The organism is Pseudomonas ceruminis (assembly GCF_021602025.1).
GTDB classification, from domain to species: Bacteria; Pseudomonadota; Gammaproteobacteria; order Pseudomonadales; family Pseudomonadaceae; genus Aquipseudomonas; species Aquipseudomonas ceruminis.
In genome coordinates, this window is sequence record NZ_BQHW01000001.1 from 40,751 (window position 1) to 57,208 (window position 16,458).

The 16,458-nt window shown below is 63.8% G+C and carries 15 protein-coding genes; 4 read left to right on the forward strand and 11 right to left on the reverse strand.

The genetic code is table 11. The annotated features are described in order from the left end of the window. Nucleotides 1–56: 56 nt before the first annotated feature. Together L6D80_RS00185 and L6D80_RS00190 are read right to left on the reverse strand one after the other, a co-directional pair. Nucleotides 57–1,022, reverse strand: coding sequence for a FecR domain-containing protein (locus L6D80_RS00185; RefSeq protein ID WP_176513280.1), 966 nt, complete (start codon nucleotides 1,020–1,022; stop codon nucleotides 57–59). A 4-nt stretch (nucleotides 1,023–1,026) separates the two neighbouring features. After that, nucleotides 1,027–1,557, reverse strand: coding sequence for a sigma-70 family RNA polymerase sigma factor (locus L6D80_RS00190; protein WP_176513282.1), 531 nt, complete (start codon nucleotides 1,555–1,557; stop codon nucleotides 1,027–1,029). A gap of 331 nt (nucleotides 1,558–1,888) precedes the next feature. On the opposite strand from L6D80_RS00190, the gene mqo reads away from it, so the two are divergent. Then, the gene (mqo, locus tag L6D80_RS00195; RefSeq protein WP_054902033.1) at nucleotides 1,889–3,526 is read left to right on the forward strand and encodes a malate dehydrogenase (quinone); all 1,638 of its coding nucleotides are present in this window, start codon (nucleotides 1,889–1,891) and stop codon (nucleotides 3,524–3,526) included. A gap of 102 nt (nucleotides 3,527–3,628) precedes the next feature. Here mqo and L6D80_RS00200 read toward each other — a convergent pair whose 3' ends face one another. Further along, the gene (locus L6D80_RS00200) at nucleotides 3,629–3,964 is read right to left on the reverse strand and encodes an ArsR/SmtB family transcription factor (protein ID WP_054902032.1); all 336 of its coding nucleotides are present in this window, start codon (nucleotides 3,962–3,964) and stop codon (nucleotides 3,629–3,631) included. 49 nt (nucleotides 3,965–4,013) lie between these two features. Here L6D80_RS00200 and xenA point away from each other — a divergent pair, with 49 nt between their 5' ends. Continuing rightward, the gene (gene xenA, locus L6D80_RS00205) at nucleotides 4,014–5,105 is read left to right on the forward strand and encodes a xenobiotic reductase XenA (protein ID WP_054902031.1); all 1,092 of its coding nucleotides are present in this window, start codon (nucleotides 4,014–4,016) and stop codon (nucleotides 5,103–5,105) included. A 72-nt stretch (nucleotides 5,106–5,177) separates the two neighbouring features. On the opposite strand, the gene L6D80_RS00210 is transcribed toward xenA, so the two are convergent. The 5 genes from L6D80_RS00210 to L6D80_RS00230 all read right to left on the reverse strand — a co-directional run bounded on the left by L6D80_RS00210 (nucleotide 5,178) and on the right by L6D80_RS00230 (nucleotide 11,650). Then, nucleotides 5,178–6,428 (reverse strand): NAD(P)/FAD-dependent oxidoreductase, encoded by a 1,251-nt coding sequence (locus L6D80_RS00210; RefSeq protein ID WP_176513286.1) that lies wholly within the window; start codon nucleotides 6,426–6,428, stop codon nucleotides 5,178–5,180. A gap of 3 nt (nucleotides 6,429–6,431) precedes the next feature. Beyond that, complete coding sequence (locus L6D80_RS00215; RefSeq protein ID WP_176513288.1) at nucleotides 6,432–7,997, reverse strand: aldehyde dehydrogenase (NADP(+)); 1,566 nt, start codon at nucleotides 7,995–7,997, stop codon at nucleotides 6,432–6,434. 98 nt (nucleotides 7,998–8,095) lie between these two features. Then, nucleotides 8,096–9,043, reverse strand: a complete 948-nt coding sequence (locus tag L6D80_RS00220; RefSeq protein ID WP_176513290.1) for a dihydrodipicolinate synthase family protein — start codon at nucleotides 9,041–9,043, stop codon at nucleotides 8,096–8,098. A gap of 41 nt (nucleotides 9,044–9,084) precedes the next feature. Next, nucleotides 9,085–10,011, reverse strand: a complete 927-nt coding sequence (locus L6D80_RS00225) for a 4-hydroxyproline epimerase (RefSeq protein WP_176513292.1) — start codon at nucleotides 10,009–10,011, stop codon at nucleotides 9,085–9,087. 22 nt (nucleotides 10,012–10,033) lie between these two features. Further along, nucleotides 10,034–11,650, reverse strand: a complete 1,617-nt coding sequence (locus tag L6D80_RS00230) for an APC family permease (protein ID WP_054902027.1) — start codon at nucleotides 11,648–11,650, stop codon at nucleotides 10,034–10,036. Between the two features lie 317 nt (nucleotides 11,651–11,967). Here L6D80_RS00230 and L6D80_RS00235 point away from each other — a divergent pair, with 317 nt between their 5' ends. Further along, a complete protein-coding gene (locus tag L6D80_RS00235; RefSeq protein WP_176513294.1) occupies nucleotides 11,968–12,750 on the forward strand; it encodes an AraC family transcriptional regulator in 783 nt (260 codons plus the stop codon). Here the strand turns inward: L6D80_RS00235 and L6D80_RS00240 are convergent. Further along, on the reverse strand, nucleotides 12,738–13,625 hold the full coding sequence (locus L6D80_RS00240) for a LysR family transcriptional regulator (RefSeq protein WP_176513296.1): 888 nt from the start codon (nucleotides 13,623–13,625) through the stop codon (nucleotides 12,738–12,740). The genes L6D80_RS00235 and L6D80_RS00240 overlap by 13 nt on opposite strands. A gap of 139 nt (nucleotides 13,626–13,764) precedes the next feature. Here L6D80_RS00240 and moaB point away from each other — a divergent pair, with 139 nt between their 5' ends. Continuing rightward, nucleotides 13,765–14,304, forward strand: a complete 540-nt coding sequence (moaB, locus tag L6D80_RS00245; protein WP_054902024.1) for a molybdenum cofactor biosynthesis protein B — start codon at nucleotides 13,765–13,767, stop codon at nucleotides 14,302–14,304. A gap of 23 nt (nucleotides 14,305–14,327) precedes the next feature. Here moaB and L6D80_RS00250 read toward each other — a convergent pair whose 3' ends face one another. Then, nucleotides 14,328–15,227: a bestrophin family protein gene (locus L6D80_RS00250; protein WP_054902023.1), complete on the reverse strand. Its 900-nt coding sequence runs from the start codon at nucleotides 15,225–15,227 to the stop codon at nucleotides 14,328–14,330. Nucleotides 15,228–15,247: 20 nt separating this feature from the next. Next, the gene (gene moaA / locus L6D80_RS00255) at nucleotides 15,248–16,252 is read right to left on the reverse strand and encodes a GTP 3',8-cyclase MoaA (protein WP_176513298.1); all 1,005 of its coding nucleotides are present in this window, start codon (nucleotides 16,250–16,252) and stop codon (nucleotides 15,248–15,250) included. Nucleotides 16,253–16,458 lie beyond the last annotated feature (206 nt).

Below are 16,458 nucleotides of genomic sequence, written 5' to 3' on the forward strand. Positions count from 1 at the left end.
ACCGAACGAACGGGGGAAAAGGGAACCCGCTACTTCACTTTTTTTCCGCCAGGTACTCAGGCCGGCTCGACACTGACCCACCAAGGTGTCAGGCGTTGCACGCGCACCGGCAGCGCCGCTTGAAGCAGCTCAAGGGCACGGTCGGTGTCGTCGAGCGGGAAGGCGCCCATGACCGACAGCTGGGCGACGTCGGGGTGCCAGCCCAGATGGCCATGGCGATACCGCCCCAAGGTCTGCAGCAACCGCTCAAGGGGCATGTCCTCGGCGTTCAGGCGTTGGTGAATCCATGACTGGCCAGCGCTTTTTGCCGGGTGCGCAGCGCTGATCGCCTGGGCGGTAAAGTCCACCTGCTGGCCGGCCTGGATGATCTTGCGCTCACCGCTGAGCGCCGTGCACACCGCAACCGCGCCGTCATACACGTCCAACCGCGTACGCTGGCCTTGCTGGCACACGGCGAAGCGCGTACCCAAGGCCTGCATGCGCCCTTGCGCGGTATCGACCAGGAAAGGGCGTTGCGCATCGGCGGCGGTTTCCAGCAACAGCTCGCCGAAACGCAGGTTCAGCACCCGTGCCAGTACTGAAAAATCCAGGTCCACGGCGCTCTGTGCGCCCAGCCACAGTTGGCTGCCGTCTGCCAAGCGCACTTCACGGGTTTCGCCAATGCCCGTGGCCAGGTCTGCGCTCCAGCCTGACAGCGGCGCCCCGCGCCAGGCGCTCCAGCCAATCAGCGAGCTGGCACCCAGCAGCAGCAACGATTTGAGCCCGGTGCGCCGGCTGAAGCGACGGGCATCATGCTCGCGCAGCACCCGCCCGGCGCCTGTGGCTTGAGCTTGCAAGGGGGTGAAGCGTTGGCCGACACGCTGCACGTAGAGCCACGCCGCCTGGTGATCGCCGTGCTGGTCGAACCAGTGTTGCCATTGCGTGTGCACCTGCGGGCCGGCGTGCTCGTCCTGCAGTTGCACGTACCAGTGCGCGGCTTCCTGCAGGCTGGCATGGCTGAGTTTCTGCACCGGTGTGGTCATGGCGTCACTCCACCAGCAAGCCGTCGAGTTCGGCCTCGAGGATGGCGCAGTGCAGCAATGCCTGAGCCAGGTATTTTTTGACCATGCGTTCACTGACACCGATGTGCAAGGCGATCTCGCGGTAGGCCAGGCCGTCGATCTGGGCCAGCAGGAAGGCCTGACGCACCCTGGCGGGCAAACGCAGCAACAGGGCGTCGACCTCGTGCAGGGTCTCGACGATCAGTGCCCGTTGCTCGGGGGACGGCTGCAGGGCAGGGGGCTGCAACGCCAGGTGCTCCAGCCAGGCCTGCTCCAGCTTCTGGCGGCGCCAGTGGTCGATGCACAGCCCGCGGGCGATGGTTGCCAGGTACGAGCGCTCACCCGCCTGGCCATCGAACTGGCGCGGGCGATGCAGCAGACGCACGAAGGTGTCCTGCACCAGGTCTGCTGCATCCGGGCGATTACCCAGGCGCCGGTGCACAAAGCCCAGCAGCCAGCGCGAATGGCTCTGGTACAGGGTATGGATCGAGTTGTTCAACTCAGGTATCGAAACCACGGCGGCATCCGGCGCAAGCGCTGACTGGGTGCGAATGAGAAATGCTCGCAATATAGGGGTGCCGGCCAAATACTGCAATCGGCGTATTGCACAGCGAAATGCGCATGAGACAACCTGCCGCCTTGCCTCGAGCCACGCAATTTGTTTGTGCTGGCATTTCAGATACAATCAACGAAACGATTCAGCCTGTCGGTCAATTCGACAAAAGCCTGGGTCGTTTTCTGGTTCTTTAAGTCGCTGAACAATGATCACAAAAAGCCTGCGCGGAAGAACACGAAGCACCTGGGTCAGCCACAGGCCCGTCCTCCGTTCTACAGACTGGAATTGATCAATGTTCAAGAAAGCTGGCAAGACCTTGCTGGGTCTGGCTGTCGCTGCGAGCTTCATGCAAGCGCACGCCGCAGAAACCAAGAAAGTCGATGTGCTGCTGGTCGGCGGCGGCATCATGAGCTCCACCCTGGCCGTGTGGCTGCACGAGCTGGAGCCGAGCTGGTCGATGGAGATGGTCGAGCGCCTGGACGGCGTCGCCGAAGAAAGCTCCAACGGCTGGAACAACGCCGGTACCGGCCACTCCGCGCTGGCTGAGCTGAACTACACCCCGGAAGACAAAGACGGCAACGTCAACATCTCCAAGGCCATCGAAATCAACGAAGCCTTCCAGATCTCCCGCCAGTTCTGGTCGTGGCAGGTCCGCCAGGGCGTGCTGAAGAACCCGCACTCGTTCATCAACACCACCCCGCACATGAGCTTCGTCTGGGGCGATGACAACATCAAGTTCCTCAAGAAGCGCTACGAGGCGCTGCAGGCCAGCCCGCTGTTCCGCCCTATGCAGTACTCCGAGGACCACGCGCAGATCGCCAAGTGGGTCCCGTTGATGATGGAAGGCCGCGACCCTAACCAGAAGCTGGCCGTGACCTGGACCCCGATTGGTACTGACGTCAACTTCGGCGAGATCACCCGCCAGTTCGTCGGCCACCTCAAGACCCAGGAAAACTTCGACCTGAAGCTGTCCAGCGAAGTGCAGGACATCACCCGCAACAAGGATGGCTCCTGGCACGTCGAGTACAAGAACCTGAAGGACGGTACCGAGTCGGCCACCGACGCCAAGTTCCTGTTCATCGGTGCCGGCGGCGGCGCGCTGAAGCTGCTGCAGAAGTCGGGTATTCCTGAAGCCAAGGAATACGCAGGTTTCCCGGTTGGCGGCTCGTTCCTGGTAACCGAGAACCCGACCGTTGCCATGCAGCACATGGCCAAGGCCTACGGCATCGCCTCCACCGGCGCGCCACCCATGTCGGTACCGCACCTGGACACCCGAGTGCTGGACGGCAAGCGCGTGATCCTGTTCGGGCCATTCGCCACCTTCTCGACCAAGTTCCTGAAGAACGGCTCGTACCTGGACCTGCTGAGCAGCACCACCCTGCACAACGTATGGCCGATGACCAAGGTCGGTATCGAGCAGTACCCGCTGGTCGAGTACCTTGCAGGTCAGCTGATGCTGTCGGACGAAGACCGTTTCGATGCACTGCGCACCTACTTCCCGAACGCCAAGAAGGAAGACTGGAAGCTGTGGCAGGCCGGTCAGCGCGTGCAGATCATCAAGCGTGACGCAGAAAAAGGCGGCGTGCTCAAGCTGGGTACTGAAGTCGTAGCCTCCGAAGACCGCACCATCGCGGGTCTGCTGGGCGCATCGCCAGGTGCTTCGACCGCAGCGCCGATCATGCTGAACGTGCTGGAAACCGTGTTCAAAGAGAAAGTGGCCACCCCGCAGTGGCAAGCCAAGATCAAAGAGATCGTGCCGAGCTACGGCACCAAGCTCAACGATTCGGCTGCTGCCACCCAGAAAGAGTGGAACTACACCGCTGAAGTACTGCAGCTGGAGAAGCCGCCGGTGATCGACCAGAGCGTCGGCACCAGCACCGGTGCTACCCAGCCGGTTGAAAGCAAGCCAGAGAACGACATGGCGCTGTAAGCGGCAGTGTTGTGATCGAAAGCCACGGGGGTGACCTCGTGGCTTTTTTTTTGCCTGTATCGGCCGCTTAGCGACTGAATCCGCGAAGCGATCAGTGCTGATTCAGCGCTGGCGCAGAATGCACGCCAGCAACCCGGGGAACCGTTCGTCGAGCATTTCGCAGCGCAGCGAATTCATATGGGTAGTGCCCACATTGCGCGTATGCACCAGCCCCGCATCCCGCAACACGCGAAAATGATGGGACATGCTCGATTTCGGCCGCCCGCCGTCCAGTTCGCCGCAACTGGCTTCGTCAACGCCCGCCAGGTGGCGCACGATCTCCAGGCGCACGGGGTCGCTCAAGGCATAAAGCAGGCGCTCGAGAATCAGGTCTTCAGGGTTGGGGTGTTTGTAGGCTCGCATAGTGGCCATGATAACGGGGGTTTCATTAATTGCCATAGTTCGATTATGATCGAACTATCGTATTCAGATGAACCGGAGTCTTTCCATGTCCGCACTGTTCCAACCCTATACCCTCAAGGACGTCACCCTGCGCAACCGCATCGCCATTCCGCCGATGTGCCAGTACATGGCCGAGGACGGCATGATCAACGACTGGCACCATGTGCACCTGGCCGGTCTGGCCCGTGGCGGGGCCGGTTTGGTGGTGGTCGAAGCCACCGCAGTATCGCCTGAAGGGCGGATCACCCCGGGTTGTGCCGGGATCTGGAGTGATGCCCATGCCCAGGCCTTCGTGCCGGTGGTGCAGGCGATCAAGGCCGCAGGTTCGGTGCCAGGCATCCAGATTGCCCACGCCGGGCGCAAGGCCAGCGCCAATCGCCCGTGGGAGGGGGACGACCACATTGCCGCCGACGACGCCCGTGGCTGGGAAACCATCGCCCCGTCGGCCATCGCCTTTGGTGCTCACTTGCCCAAAGTGCCGCGTGAAATGACGCTGGACGACATCGCCCGGGTCAAGCAGGATTTCGTCGACGCCGCCCGCCGTGCGCGTGATGCCGGCTTCGAATGGATCGAGCTGCACTTCGCCCATGGTTACCTGGGGCAAAGCTTCTTCTCTGAGCATTCCAACCAGCGCACCGACGCCTACGGTGGCAACGTTGAGAATCGCAGCCGCTTCCTGCTGGAAACCCTGGCGGCCGTACGCGAGGTCTGGCCGGAAAACCTGCCGCTGACCGCGCGTTTCGGGGTGCTGGAATACGACGGTCGCGACGAGCAGACCCTGGAAGAATCCATCGAGCTGGCGCGTCGCTTCAAGGCGGGTGGCCTGGACTTGCTGAGTGTCAGCGTAGGCTTCACCATCCCCGACACCAATATCCCGTGGGGCCCAGCCTTCATGGGGCCGATCGCCGAACGCGTGCGCCGCGAAGCGGACCTGCCCGTGACCTCGGCATGGGGCTTTGGTACGCCGCAGTTGGCGGAAGGGGCACTGCAGGCCAACCAGCTCGATTTGGTATCGGTGGGGCGCGCCCATCTGGCCGACCCGCACTGGGCCTATTTCGCTGCCAAGGAGCTGGGCGTGGATAAAGCGTCCTGGACCTTGCCCGCACCGTATGCGCATTGGCTTGAGCGTTACCGCTGAGGGTGATCCCCGGTGCCAACCATGGTGCACTTGCTCTGGGCATCGCCTTGAGGGCCGCACAGCGGCCCTGTTTCAAAATCGATCCAGCCGATAGGCCTTCACCTCGGCACCAGGTTCCCGCTCAGCCAACCGCCCCAGCCATTGCGCCGTCACCGCCGCCTGGGTCAACCCCAAGTGCTGATGCCCGAACGCAAGCAGCACCCGCCCATCGCACACCCGATCGATGACCGGCAATGAATCGGGCAGTGAAGGCCGCAGGCCCATCCACGGGGTTGCGCCCTCGGCATCCAGGTCCCGCTGGAACAAACCCTTGCTCAAACGGTGCAACTGCCAAGCGCGCTGCATGCTTGGCGGTGCATCGAGCCCGGCGAACTCCACGGTGCCGGCCAGGCGCAAACCGTCGGCCATCGGTGTCATGATGAACTTGCGCTCCAGCGACGTGACGGCAAACGGCAGGCGCTGGCTTTCCCTCGGCAACATCAGGTGATAACCACGTTCGGTGTCCAGCGGTACGCGTTTGCCGGTAAGGGCCTGGGTCAGGTGCGCAGAGTGGGCGCCGCAGCTGATCAGCACCTGGCGCGCGTGGAACGTGCCCTGGTCGCTGCTCAACGTGACGCCTTGGCCATGCAGATGTCCCCCGTTGACCTGTGCCTGGACGAAGCGTACGCCGTTGGCCTGGGCTGCCTCGAACAGTTCGCAGACCACCCGATATGGGTCCAGAAAGTGCCCAGTACGCGGGAAGAACAGCCCACCCCGGATCGACGGGCTCAATTGCGCTGCTGCAGCGCTGACACTGGCGGCCGACCAGAACTCCACCGGCACCCCCTGCTGCTGCATGCGTGTTTGCAACGCGTGCAACGCCTGGTGCGATTCAGGCCGCTCGAACACCAGCAGCGAGCCATCTTCCTTGAACAGGTCACTGCGCCCGATCGAGCCGAGCAAGCGCTGCCATGCACCCAGGCTGCCTTCGTTGAGCGCGCGGATGCCGGCCACGCTGCGCCGCGATGGCGCCGGCCGCAAGTTGAGCAGTAGCCGGGTAAACCAGGGCAACGCCTTGGGCAGGTACTTCCAGTCCAGGCGCAGCGGGCCCATCGGGTCGAGCAGCATGCGCGGCAGGCGCTTGAGGATCGTCAGGTCAGCAATTGGGAACACCTGTTCGGTGGCCAGGTGCCCGGCATTGCCGTAGGAGGCACCGTGGCCGGGTTGCTGGCGGTCGATCAGCAGCACCCGGCGGCCTTGGCGTGCCAGCTGCAGGGCGCAGGCGACGCCGACGATGCCGGCGCCAACCACGGCGATATCGCTATCAGTAGACACAGCGACCATGGCTCAGCGTTCCCGCCTGCCGTCGAGCAAACGTTGCAGGTGCAACGGGTTGCCATGCTTCAACGCCTGCGGCAGCAAGGCATCGGGGAAGTCCTGGTAGCACACCGGGCGCAGGAAGCGCAGGATCGCCGCCGTGCCTACCGAGGTGCTGCGAGCATCGGATGTGGCCGGAAACGGCCCGCCGTGGACCATCGCATCGCACACTTGCACCCCGGTCGGCCAGCCGTTGACCAGGATGCGCCCGGCCTTGCGCTCAAGGGTGGGCAGCAGATTGCGTGCACTGTCGATATCGCCATCGTCCAGTTGCAGGGTAGCGGTCAATTGCCCTTCCAGGTGCTCGGCTACCTGGCGGACCTGCTCGTCGCTTTCGCAGGTGACCACCAGCGAAGCGGCGCCAAACACTTCAGCTTGTAGTGCAGGGTCGGCCAGGAATGCATCGGCCTGGGTGACGAACAGCTGCGCCTGGCATTGGTTAGGCCCTTGTTGCGGTTGGCCGCTGGCGGCGACCTGGGCGTTGGCGTTGTTGGCCAGGGCGCCAATACCGGCTTCATAAGCACTGAAAATGCCAGGGGTGAGCATGGTTTGCGCCGGCACTTGCCGTATGTGCTCGCTGGCAGCGGTGATGAAGCGCTGCAACGCTGGGCCCTGGCGAGCTATGACCAGGCCGGGGTTGGTGCAGAATTGGCCGGCGCCCTGGGTCAGCGACGCGACGAAGCCCTGCGCCAGGGCCTCTGCCCGCGCCTGCAAGGCCGCGTCGAACAGGAACACCGGGTTGATCGAGCTCATCTCGGCATAAACCGGTATCGGCTCCGGGCGAGCCTGGGCAGCCTGGCACAGCGCAAGGCCGCCGCTGCGCGAACCAGTAAAGCCAACGGCCTTGATGCGCGGGTCGCTGACCAGGGCAATGCCCACTTCGCGGCCCGCGCCATACAGCAGCGAGAATACGCCCTCCGGCAGGCCGCACAACATCACGGCCCGGGCCACTGCCTGGCCGACCAGCTCACTGGTACCGGGGTGTGCGCCATGGGCCTTGACCACCACCGGGCAGCCGGCTGCCAGGGCCGAGGCGGTGTCGCCACCCGCTACCGAAAAGGCCAGGGGGAAGTTACTGGCGCCAAACACTGCCACCGGGCCCAGTGCCACCTGGCGTTGGCGCAGATCGGCGCGGGGCAAGGGTTGGGCGTTGTCGACCCGTACATCAAGCCATTCGCCGCTGCGCACCACCCGGGCGAAGGTCCGCAATTGGCCACAGGTACGGCCACGTTCACCTTGGATGCGCGCCTTGGGCAATCCGCTCTCGGCCACGGCGCGGTCGATCAGCACCTCGCCCAGTGCTTCGATCTGTTCGGCGATGGTTTCGAGAAATGCAGCGCGTTGTTCAAGCGAGGTTTCGCGGTAGCTGTCGAACGCGGCCCAGGCCAGTGTGCAGGCCTGGGCCACGTGTTCGCCGGTGGCTCCGGCGTAAGCGGGCTCAAGGGCCAGGTTGGTGGCCGGGTTGATGGCGTGGATCGCTTCGCGGCTGCCGGTTACGGCATGCTGGCCGATCAGCAGGTTGCCTGTCAGGGTCATGGTACGTCCTCTGGAATTGAAGTCGGTATCAAGGGGCGCCGCTGCGCCTTTAGGGGCGGGTGTAGCCGCCCTACAGGCGCAGCGGCGCGTCCTTGCAATCAGGCCAGGTTCTGTTCGGCGGACCAGCTGGCGTACCAGGTGCGGAACAGCGCGTACTGCTGCTCGGCGTAGTGACGTTGGGCGTCGGTGAGTGCGTCGGTCTCGTTGAAGTGCAGGGTGTATTCGCTGTCGCCGTTGAGCACCATCAGGTGCTTGTAATACAGCACCAGGTCGCAACCTTCATCGAACGACGACAGCACTGCCAGCGCCGCCTCCAGCTCACGCGCCAGGCGCCGCGCCCTGGCATCGCCCTTGGCGGCCTGTTTGCTCAGGCTTACCAGTTGCAGCACTTCACGCGGCAGGGCGTTGCCGATGCCGGTGATGGCACCGGTGGCGTTGCAATTGACGAAGCCATGCACCACCTGGGTATCGACGCCGACCATCAAGGTCACGTCGTCGTCCTTGGAGGTGATGTGTTCGGCGGCGTAGCGCAGGTCGGCAGCGCCGCCGAACTCCTTGAAACCGATCAGGTTGGGGTACTCGCGGCGCAGTTCGAAGAACAGGTCGGCGCGGGTGGCGAAGCCATAGTAGGGGCTGTTGTAGATCACCGCTGGCAGCTTGGGTGCGGCCTGCAGGATCGCGGCAAAGTGGTGCTTCTGGGCAATCAGCGAGGCGCCGCGCGACAGCACGCGGGGGATGACCATCAGGCCCGCGGCACCGACCTTGGCCGCATGGGCAGCATGGGCCACGGCCTCACGGGTATTCACTGCCCCGGTGCCGACGATGGTTGGGATGCCCGCGGCCACCAGGCGCGCCACGCCTTCCTGGCGCTCGGCCTCGGTCAGCAGCGGCCAGTCGCCCATCGACCCGCAGTACACCACGGCGCTCATGCCGGCCTCGATCAGTTGCTGGCCCTTGCGCACCAGGGCATCGAAGTCCGGTTTACGCTCGGCGGTGCAGGGGGTCATCAGGGCAGGCATGCAGCCGGTGAAGATGTTGTCGCTCATGGGTGTCACTCCTTGCTGTGTTCAGTAGAGAAAAGGCCGGGTCAGATGCCCCAGGCGAACGGGTCCTGCTCGTCGATCAGCAGGGTGCTGTCGGCGGTCATGTAGGCGCGGCCGGTGATGAACGGGCGGATATGCTCGCCTTCACGCAGGTAGCGGCCATGGAACTGGCTGCCGGTGATGCTGGCCTGGATCCAGGTCTGGCCCTCGCCGAGCTTGCCGTCGGCGGCTAGACAGGCCAGCTTGGCACTGGTGCCGGTGCCGCAGGGCGAGCGGTCATAGGCCTTGCCCGGGCACATGACGAAGTTGCGGCTGTCGGCCTCGGGGTCATCGGCAAACAGCTCGACATGGTCGATCAGCGCGCCGTTTTCACCGGTGATGCCCTGGGCTTCAAGGGCCTTGAGCATCGCCCAGGTGTATTCGGTAAGGGCCTCGCGGTTATCCAGCTCGATGCGTTGGCCGTGTTCGGACACCAGGAAGAACCAGTTGCCCCCCCAGGCGATGTCGCCGTGCACCACGCCATGGCCCGGCACCTCGACGGCCACCTGCTGGCGGTAGCGGTAGGCCGGTACATTGCCGACAGTGACCGCGCCGTCTGCATGCAGGGTGGCGGTTACTGGGCCGACCGGGGTATCGATCCTGTGCTCGCCCGGCTCGATCAAGCCCAGATGCTGCAGCGAGGCGACCAAGCCGATGGTGCCGTGACCGCACATGTTCAAGTAGCCGGCATTGTTGAAGAAGATCACCCCGCAGGTGGCGCCTTCAGACACCGGCGCGCAGTACAGGGCGCCCACCTGCACATCGTTGCCGCGTGGCTCCAGCAGGCAGGCGCGGCGCCATGGGTCGTGCAGCTCGCGCAGTTCGTCGCGCTGCTCGGCCATGCTGCGGCCATGCAGCTGTGGGAAGCCTTTGATCACCAGACGGGTCGGTTCACCGCCGGTATGCGAGTCGATGACGTGAACGTGTTTCATGGGCATGTCCATTCCAGAGGGGTCAGGAGGCGATGGCGGCAGGGTGCTGGCCACTGTAGGGGGCGCCGGTGGCTTCGCTTTCGTCCTCACCCTCCAGCCGCACCAGGTGGGCAGGCACGCCGGTGGCGGCACCCCAGTAGTAGATGCACAGGGCGCAGACGGCGACGGCGACGGTGTCGAACGGGTGGCCGATGACACCCAGGCCGCCGAAGCTGCCAAGCCAGGAGAGCAGGATGGTGACGGCGTAGAAACCGATCAGCCAGGCGCAGGAGCGCACTTGCTGGGCCAGCGACAGGTGCTGGGTCGGTACGAAACGGCCACACAGCAGGTACAGCACGAACATCACGATCTGCAGGGCCAGCAGCCACGACACGGTATTCCAGCCGGACCAGTACACGATCAGTGCGGCGATGATGAAGGACAGTGGGCCAAGCACGCCCATGCCCTTGACTCGGAACGGGCGTGGCATGTCGGGTGCATTGCGGCGCAGGGCGGCGACGGTGACCGGAGCCACGGCGTAGCTGAGCACCAGGGCCGCCGACACCACGTTGATCAGTGCTTCCCAGGAAGGGAATGGCAGGGTCCAGAACACCGCCAGGCCGAAGGTCAACCACAGCGCCGGGCGGGGGATGCCGGACTGCTCATCGATGCGGGTGAAATACCTGAAGAAGGTGCCGGTCTGCGCCCAGCCGTAGACCACGCGCGGGGTGGCGTTCATGTAGATGTTGCCGCAGCCGCTGGGCGAGATCACGGCATCGGCCACTACCAGGTAGGCCAGCCAGCCCACCCCCAGCGCCAGGGCGATGTCACGGTAGGGCAGGGCCAGTTCCTGGGTCACTGCGGCCCAGCCGTTGGTCAGCATGTGGGTCGGTACGCTGCCGAGGAAGGCCAGTTGCAACAGGGCGTAGATGGCGGTGGAAAGCAGCACCGAGAGGATCAGCGCGATGGGGATGGTGCGCTGCGGGTTCTTCACTTCGCTGGCCACCGAAATGATCGGCGTCAGCCCCAGGTAGGCGAAAATGATACCGCCGGCCGACACGGCCATTTCCACGCCGGACATCCCGAACGGGGCGAAGCCGTGGACTTCGAAGTTCTCCGGTTTGAAGAACGTGAACAGCACGCCGATCACCAGCAACGGCACGATGAACTTGAACACGCTGACCAGGTTGTTGGCCTTGGCGAAGGTCTTGACGCTGCGATAGTTGAGCAGGAAGAACAGCCCCAGCAGGGCGAACTGCACCAGCCAGCCGAGCACCGTCGGGTCGCTGGACCCGGTCTTGGTCAGTGCTGGAAACCAGGCGGCGGCGTACTGGCGCGAGGCAACCACTTCGATGGCGATCAGGCTGGAAAAGGCGATCAGCGTGATGAAGCCCATCAGGTAGCCAAGCAGCGGGCCGTGGGAGTACACCGGGTAGCGCACCACACCACCGGCGCGGGGCAGGGCGGCGCCGAGTTCGCAATAGACGATACCCAGCAACAGCACGGCAAAACCGCCGAGGAACCAGGAAAGGATACCGGCCGGGCCGGCGATAGCCGAGACATGGCTGGCGGCGAACAGCCAGCCGGAGCCGAAGATGGCACCAAGGCCGATGAAGGTGAGGTCGAGCAATGACAGCTGTTTCTTGAATTTGCCTGACATGGGGGAGCGCCTTTTTGTAGGTTTTGGATAGGCAGGTCTGATGTCACGAGGTGCGGCTTTCTGGGCCGCGCTCTTGTAGGTCCTGGGCGGCTTGCGTGGGGCATAGAGTGGACCGATCAGGGCGGCGGTTCTTGATGGTTTTCTGCAGGGGGAATGACGAAATCGGCACAGTTGCAGAAAAGCACTGGCGGCGAGGTGGCTTTGCTGGATAGGCTGAAGGCCGCACTGTGCAAGGGCTGCAGCTGTTCGACGGCAGTCACGGCGCGTTCGCCGAGTTGCCCGTTAAAGCGCCAACGGCTTCAACCAAGAGAATCGAGATGACACCAGATCCCCTGGCAACCCTGTATCAGTCCCTCGATCAGCAGCGCCCCGCCACCCTCGAGGCGCTGCTGGCCGGCGTAGCCCTGCTGCTGCCGATCCTCGACGCCATCCCCAACGCCGCGATCTTCATCAAGGACCCCGACGCTCGCTATGTGCTGGCCAACAACACGCTGGTCCAACGCTGTGGCCTCAAGCGTCTGCAGCCGTTGCTGGGCAAGACCAGCGCCGAGGTGTTCCCTGCGCAATTGGGCCCCGGCTACACCGAGCAGGACCGCCGCGTGCTCAAGGATGGGCTGGTGCTGGAAGACCAGCTGGAACTGCACCTGTACGGCAGCCGCGAACCAGGCTGGTGCCTGACGCACAAGCGCCCGTTGTACAACCCGGCAGGCCAGATCATCGGTCTGGTGGGGATCTCCGTCGACGTGCAGTCAGCCGCCGACACCCATCCCGCCTACCAGCGCCTGGCCGCAGTGGACGAACATATTCGTCGGCACTTTCATCAGCCCATCAGCATGGGGGAGTTGACCCGTATCGCCGGGATCTCCGTGGCGCAACTTGAGCGCTACTGCAAACGGGTGTTCCACCTCACGCCACGGCAAATGATCCACAAGGCCCGCCTGGAGCAGGCCCATCGGCTATTGCATTCGGAGCTGCCCATCACCGAGGTCGCGCTGCGGTGCGGCTACACCGACCACAGCGCGTTCAGCCGGCAGTTCAAGCAGTTGACCGGCTTCACACCCAGGCAGTATCGCCAGGCGACAGCCGTTCAGTCGGCTTGAAACAGCGTGCGTGCCTCGGCGAAGCACTGTTCGGCAAGCGCCGAGCGTGGCTCGCTGCGGCGCAGCAGCAGGCCGACCGGGCTGTGGATGCTGGCGTCGGTGATGGGGAGGATGCGCATGTGGTCGCTCAACTCCTCCAGCCCGCAATCCAGTGGCATGATCGCGCAGCACACGCCGGTGTTGATGGCCTGGATCAGCTGGAAGGTCGAATCGCTCTCCAGTACGGCGTTAGGCTCCAGGCTGCGGCTGCGGAAGCTCAAGTCCAGCGACTGACGGTAGTGCATCCCTTTGCTCAGCAGGCCCAAGGGGAGGCTGCCGAGGTCTTCCCAGCGCAAGCTGTCGGCGGTGAACTGAAAGTGGCGGGTATCATGCAGCAGGCCCATGGTGGTGGTGCCCAGCTCGATGACTTCGAAGAAGCTGGCGTTGACCTGGTCCAGGTAACAGATGCCCAGGTCAAGCTGGTTGCGGCTCAAACCGTCCATGATCTGCTCGGTGCTGTGCGAGCTCAGTTGAAACTGCAGTTCGGGGTATTTTTCGCGCAGCGGCAGCAGCAGATGCATGGGGTTGAAGCTGGCCAGTGGCACAGTGCCCAGGCGTAGGCTGCCGACCACCTGGCCACGGCAGCTGGCGGCCTCGGCCTGTAGGCCGTCGTGGGCGGCGAGCAGGGTGCGGGCCCAGGCCAGGATGCGTTCGCCGGCTTCGGTGAAGCCTTCAAAGCGCTGGCCACGTTTGACCAGCACCAGGTCCAGTTCGTCCTCCAGGTTGCGTAGGCGCATCGACAGGGTCGGTTGGGTAATATGGCACAGCGCCGCCGCCTGGCCGAAATGGCGGGTCTGGTCGAGGGCGATGAGGAACTTGAGCTGCTTGATGTCCATGGGCGTGCCTGGGGTCTGGTTGTGCTGACCTTAACCAAGTCTGCGATAGATGTCATTGATCGGTCGGTATGCGATATCGATTGGACGCTGGGTAGTTGCCCCTCTAGCGTTGCGACAATGCCCTACAAGGAGCTTCATTGTGCGTGTTCAACCCGACGCGGTCTTCGTACCGCTCAATATCGCTGTGCTGACGGTCAGCGATACCCGAACTTACGATAACGACACGTCCGGCGAACTGCTCGCCAGCCGTTCGGTGCAGATCGGCCATCGACTGGTGGCGCGTGAGCTGCTCAAGGATGACCTGTACAAGATCCGCGCCCAGGTCGCTACGTGGATTGCCGATGACCAGGTGCAGGTGGTGCTGATCACCGGTGGCACGGGCTTTACCGGCCGCGACAGTACACCGGAGGCGGTGCAGTGTCTGTTCGACAGGCAGATCGATGGCTTTGGCGAACTGTTTCGCGCGCTGTCGATTCTCGATATCGGGTCCTCGACCGTACAAAGCCGGGCGCTGGCCGGCATGGCCAATGGTACCTTGGTGTGCTGCCTGCCGGGCTCTACCGGCGCCTGCCGTACCGCGTGGGAAGGCATCCTGGCGGAACAGCTCGATGCGCGGCACCGGCCGTGCAATTTCGTCAAGCATCTGAAGCCCATCGCAGCCTGCGAAAGCCGAGGCTGAGCTGCGCCGGCAGCCATCGAGCGTCAGCGCAACACATAATCCACCGGCAATAAGGCCGGTGGCAGCGGCTCAACCCCCAAGGCCCCCAGCACATCCCGCTCGATGGTGCGCACCATGGCATCGGTCGGCAGGTCGTTCTCGTCCCGCCCGAACGGGTCCTCCAGCTCATTGCCAATGGCATCCAGGCCGAAGAACGTGTAACCGACGATGGTGGTGAACAGCGGCGCCAGCCAGCCCAGCGGCTCGGCCAGGGCGAAGGGCAGCAGCAGGCAGAAGATGTAGATGGTGCGGTGCAGCAGCAACGTATAGGGGAACGGCAAGGGGGTGCCCTTGATCCGTTCGCAGGTTGCCTGCACTTCCGACAGGCCGACCAGGCGCTGTTCCAACAGGCTGTAGCGCCAGTCGCTGATCTGCTGCTGTTCGGCGAGCCGTGAGCACTGTGCGCCGATCTCACGCAGGAGGGTGTCGCAGACATTGTGCGGGCGGATGGCAGCGGTGTTGCTCAGCCAGGGCCTTGCGGCAGCCACGTCATCCTCACCGCGCAGCCGCGCATTCAAAGCATGGGAGAAGCCACACAGGTTGCGCAGCAACTCGGCGCGCAGCTTTTCATCGGCGATCACCACGCTTTCGCGTATGAACGAGCGGGTCTCGATGATCATCTTGCCCCACGCCTTGCGCCCCTCCCACCAGCGGTCGTAGCAGGCGTTGTTGCGAAAGCTCATGAAAATCGACAGCGACAGGCCGAGCAAGGTGAAGGGCGTTGCGCTGACCGGGTAGAAAAATGCCGGGAAGTGGCGCTCGATCAGCACGATCAGGGCGGCCAGCAAGGTGACCATCAGGCAGCGCAAGGCAATGCGTTTGAGGATCGAACCTTTGAGAGTGAACAGCACACGCAGCACATCGGGGTTGGGGTGGACGATCATGGAAATCCAAAGGCAGCCGGTCAGCCGCCGGTCATGTTCATGAAACGCAGAATCTGCACATCGCCGCCCACTTCGAAGTGATGGCGATAGGGCTTGAGGTGCAGTGACGCACGAATGGCTTTCTCCAGCCGTGCGGCATCGCCCGGATGGGCGCGCAGCACTTGCTTGAGGTCCATCGAATGCTCGTTGCCCAGGCACAGCAGTAGCCGGCCTTCAACGGTCAGCCGCACGCGGTTGCAGGTGGCGCAGAAGTTGTGGCTGTGCGGCGAGATGAACCCGACACGGGTGTGCGGCGCTTGGGCAAGGCGCCAGTAGCGCGCCGGCCCTTGGGACGATTCGGCCGACTCGACCAGGGTGAAGTGTTCGCCAAGGCGCGCGCGCACCTCATCACTGGAGCAGAAGGACTCGCCGCGTTCATGCTCGCTGATGACCCCCAGCGGCATTTCTTCGATGAAGGTGATGTCCAGCTCACGGTCGATGGCGAAGCGCACCAGGTCGGCCAGTTCATGGTCGTTGCGGCCCTTGAGCACCACGCAATTGAGCTTGGTGCGCTGGAAGCCGGCGCGGCGGGCGGCATCGATGCCAGCGATCACCTGGCGCAGGTCGCCGGTGCGGGTCAGTTGCTTGAAGCGCTCGGCATCGAGGCTGTCCAGGCTGATGTTCAGGCGAGAAACACCCGCGTCGAACAGCGGCTGGGCCAGGCGGCCAAGTTGCGAGCCGTTGCTGGTCATGCACAGCTCGCGCAGGCCGGGCAGGGCGGCGATACGCCGGCACAGATCGACGATGCCCTGGCGCACCAAGGGCTCTCCGCCGGTGAGGCGTATCTTGCGGGTGCCCAGCGCGACAAAGCGTTCGGCTACCTGGAACAGCTCTTCGAGGCTGAGGATCTGCTGGCGCGGCAGGAACTGCATGTCTTCGGCCATGCAATACACGCAGCGGAAGTCGCAACGGTCCGTGACCGACATCCGCAGGTAGTCGATCTTGCGATTGAAGCCGTCGATCAGGGCCCGGCTGTTCTGTTCCACGTTCGCGCTCGGCTGGGGGAGGGGTACTAAGTCCAAGCTATAACCTGCGGTGACCCCCGTCAAATTGCTTTGCCCGACTGTTTCATCAATCTCCTCTATCACGGTTACAAGGCCCCTGATCGAAACGGCCTATCACCCTGTAAGACATATCGATTGGACGCCCATGTACCTGCCTCAATAGGCTGAAAAGAAGCACCGGACGACAT

Excerpts from the sequence above, each read along its gene's own strand:
- L6D80_RS00185 (WP_176513280.1), bottom strand. The coding sequence starts at position 1,022 with ATGACCACACCGGTGCAGAAACTCAGCCATGCCAGCCTGCAGGAAGCC.
- mqo (WP_054902033.1), top strand. The coding sequence starts at position 1,889 with ATGTTCAAGAAAGCTGGCAAGACCTTGCTGGGTCTGGCTGTCGCTGCG.
- L6D80_RS00200 (WP_054902032.1), bottom strand. The coding sequence starts at position 3,964 with ATGGCAATTAATGAAACCCCCGTTATCATGGCCACTATGCGAGCCTAC.
- xenA (WP_054902031.1), top strand. The coding sequence starts at position 4,014 with ATGTCCGCACTGTTCCAACCCTATACCCTCAAGGACGTCACCCTGCGC.
- L6D80_RS00210 (WP_176513286.1), bottom strand. The coding sequence starts at position 6,428 with ATGGTCGCTGTGTCTACTGATAGCGATATCGCCGTGGTTGGCGCCGGC.
- L6D80_RS00215 (WP_176513288.1), bottom strand. The coding sequence starts at position 7,997 with ATGACCCTGACAGGCAACCTGCTGATCGGCCAGCATGCCGTAACCGGC.
- L6D80_RS00220 (WP_176513290.1), bottom strand. The coding sequence starts at position 9,043 with ATGAGCGACAACATCTTCACCGGCTGCATGCCTGCCCTGATGACCCCC.
- L6D80_RS00225 (WP_176513292.1), bottom strand. The coding sequence starts at position 10,011 with ATGAAACACGTTCACGTCATCGACTCGCATACCGGCGGTGAACCGACC.
- L6D80_RS00230 (WP_054902027.1), bottom strand. The coding sequence starts at position 11,650 with ATGTCAGGCAAATTCAAGAAACAGCTGTCATTGCTCGACCTCACCTTC.
- L6D80_RS00235 (WP_176513294.1), top strand. The coding sequence starts at position 11,968 with ATGACACCAGATCCCCTGGCAACCCTGTATCAGTCCCTCGATCAGCAG.
- L6D80_RS00240 (WP_176513296.1), bottom strand. The coding sequence starts at position 13,625 with ATGGACATCAAGCAGCTCAAGTTCCTCATCGCCCTCGACCAGACCCGC.
- L6D80_RS00250 (WP_054902023.1), bottom strand. The coding sequence starts at position 15,227 with ATGATCGTCCACCCCAACCCCGATGTGCTGCGTGTGCTGTTCACTCTC.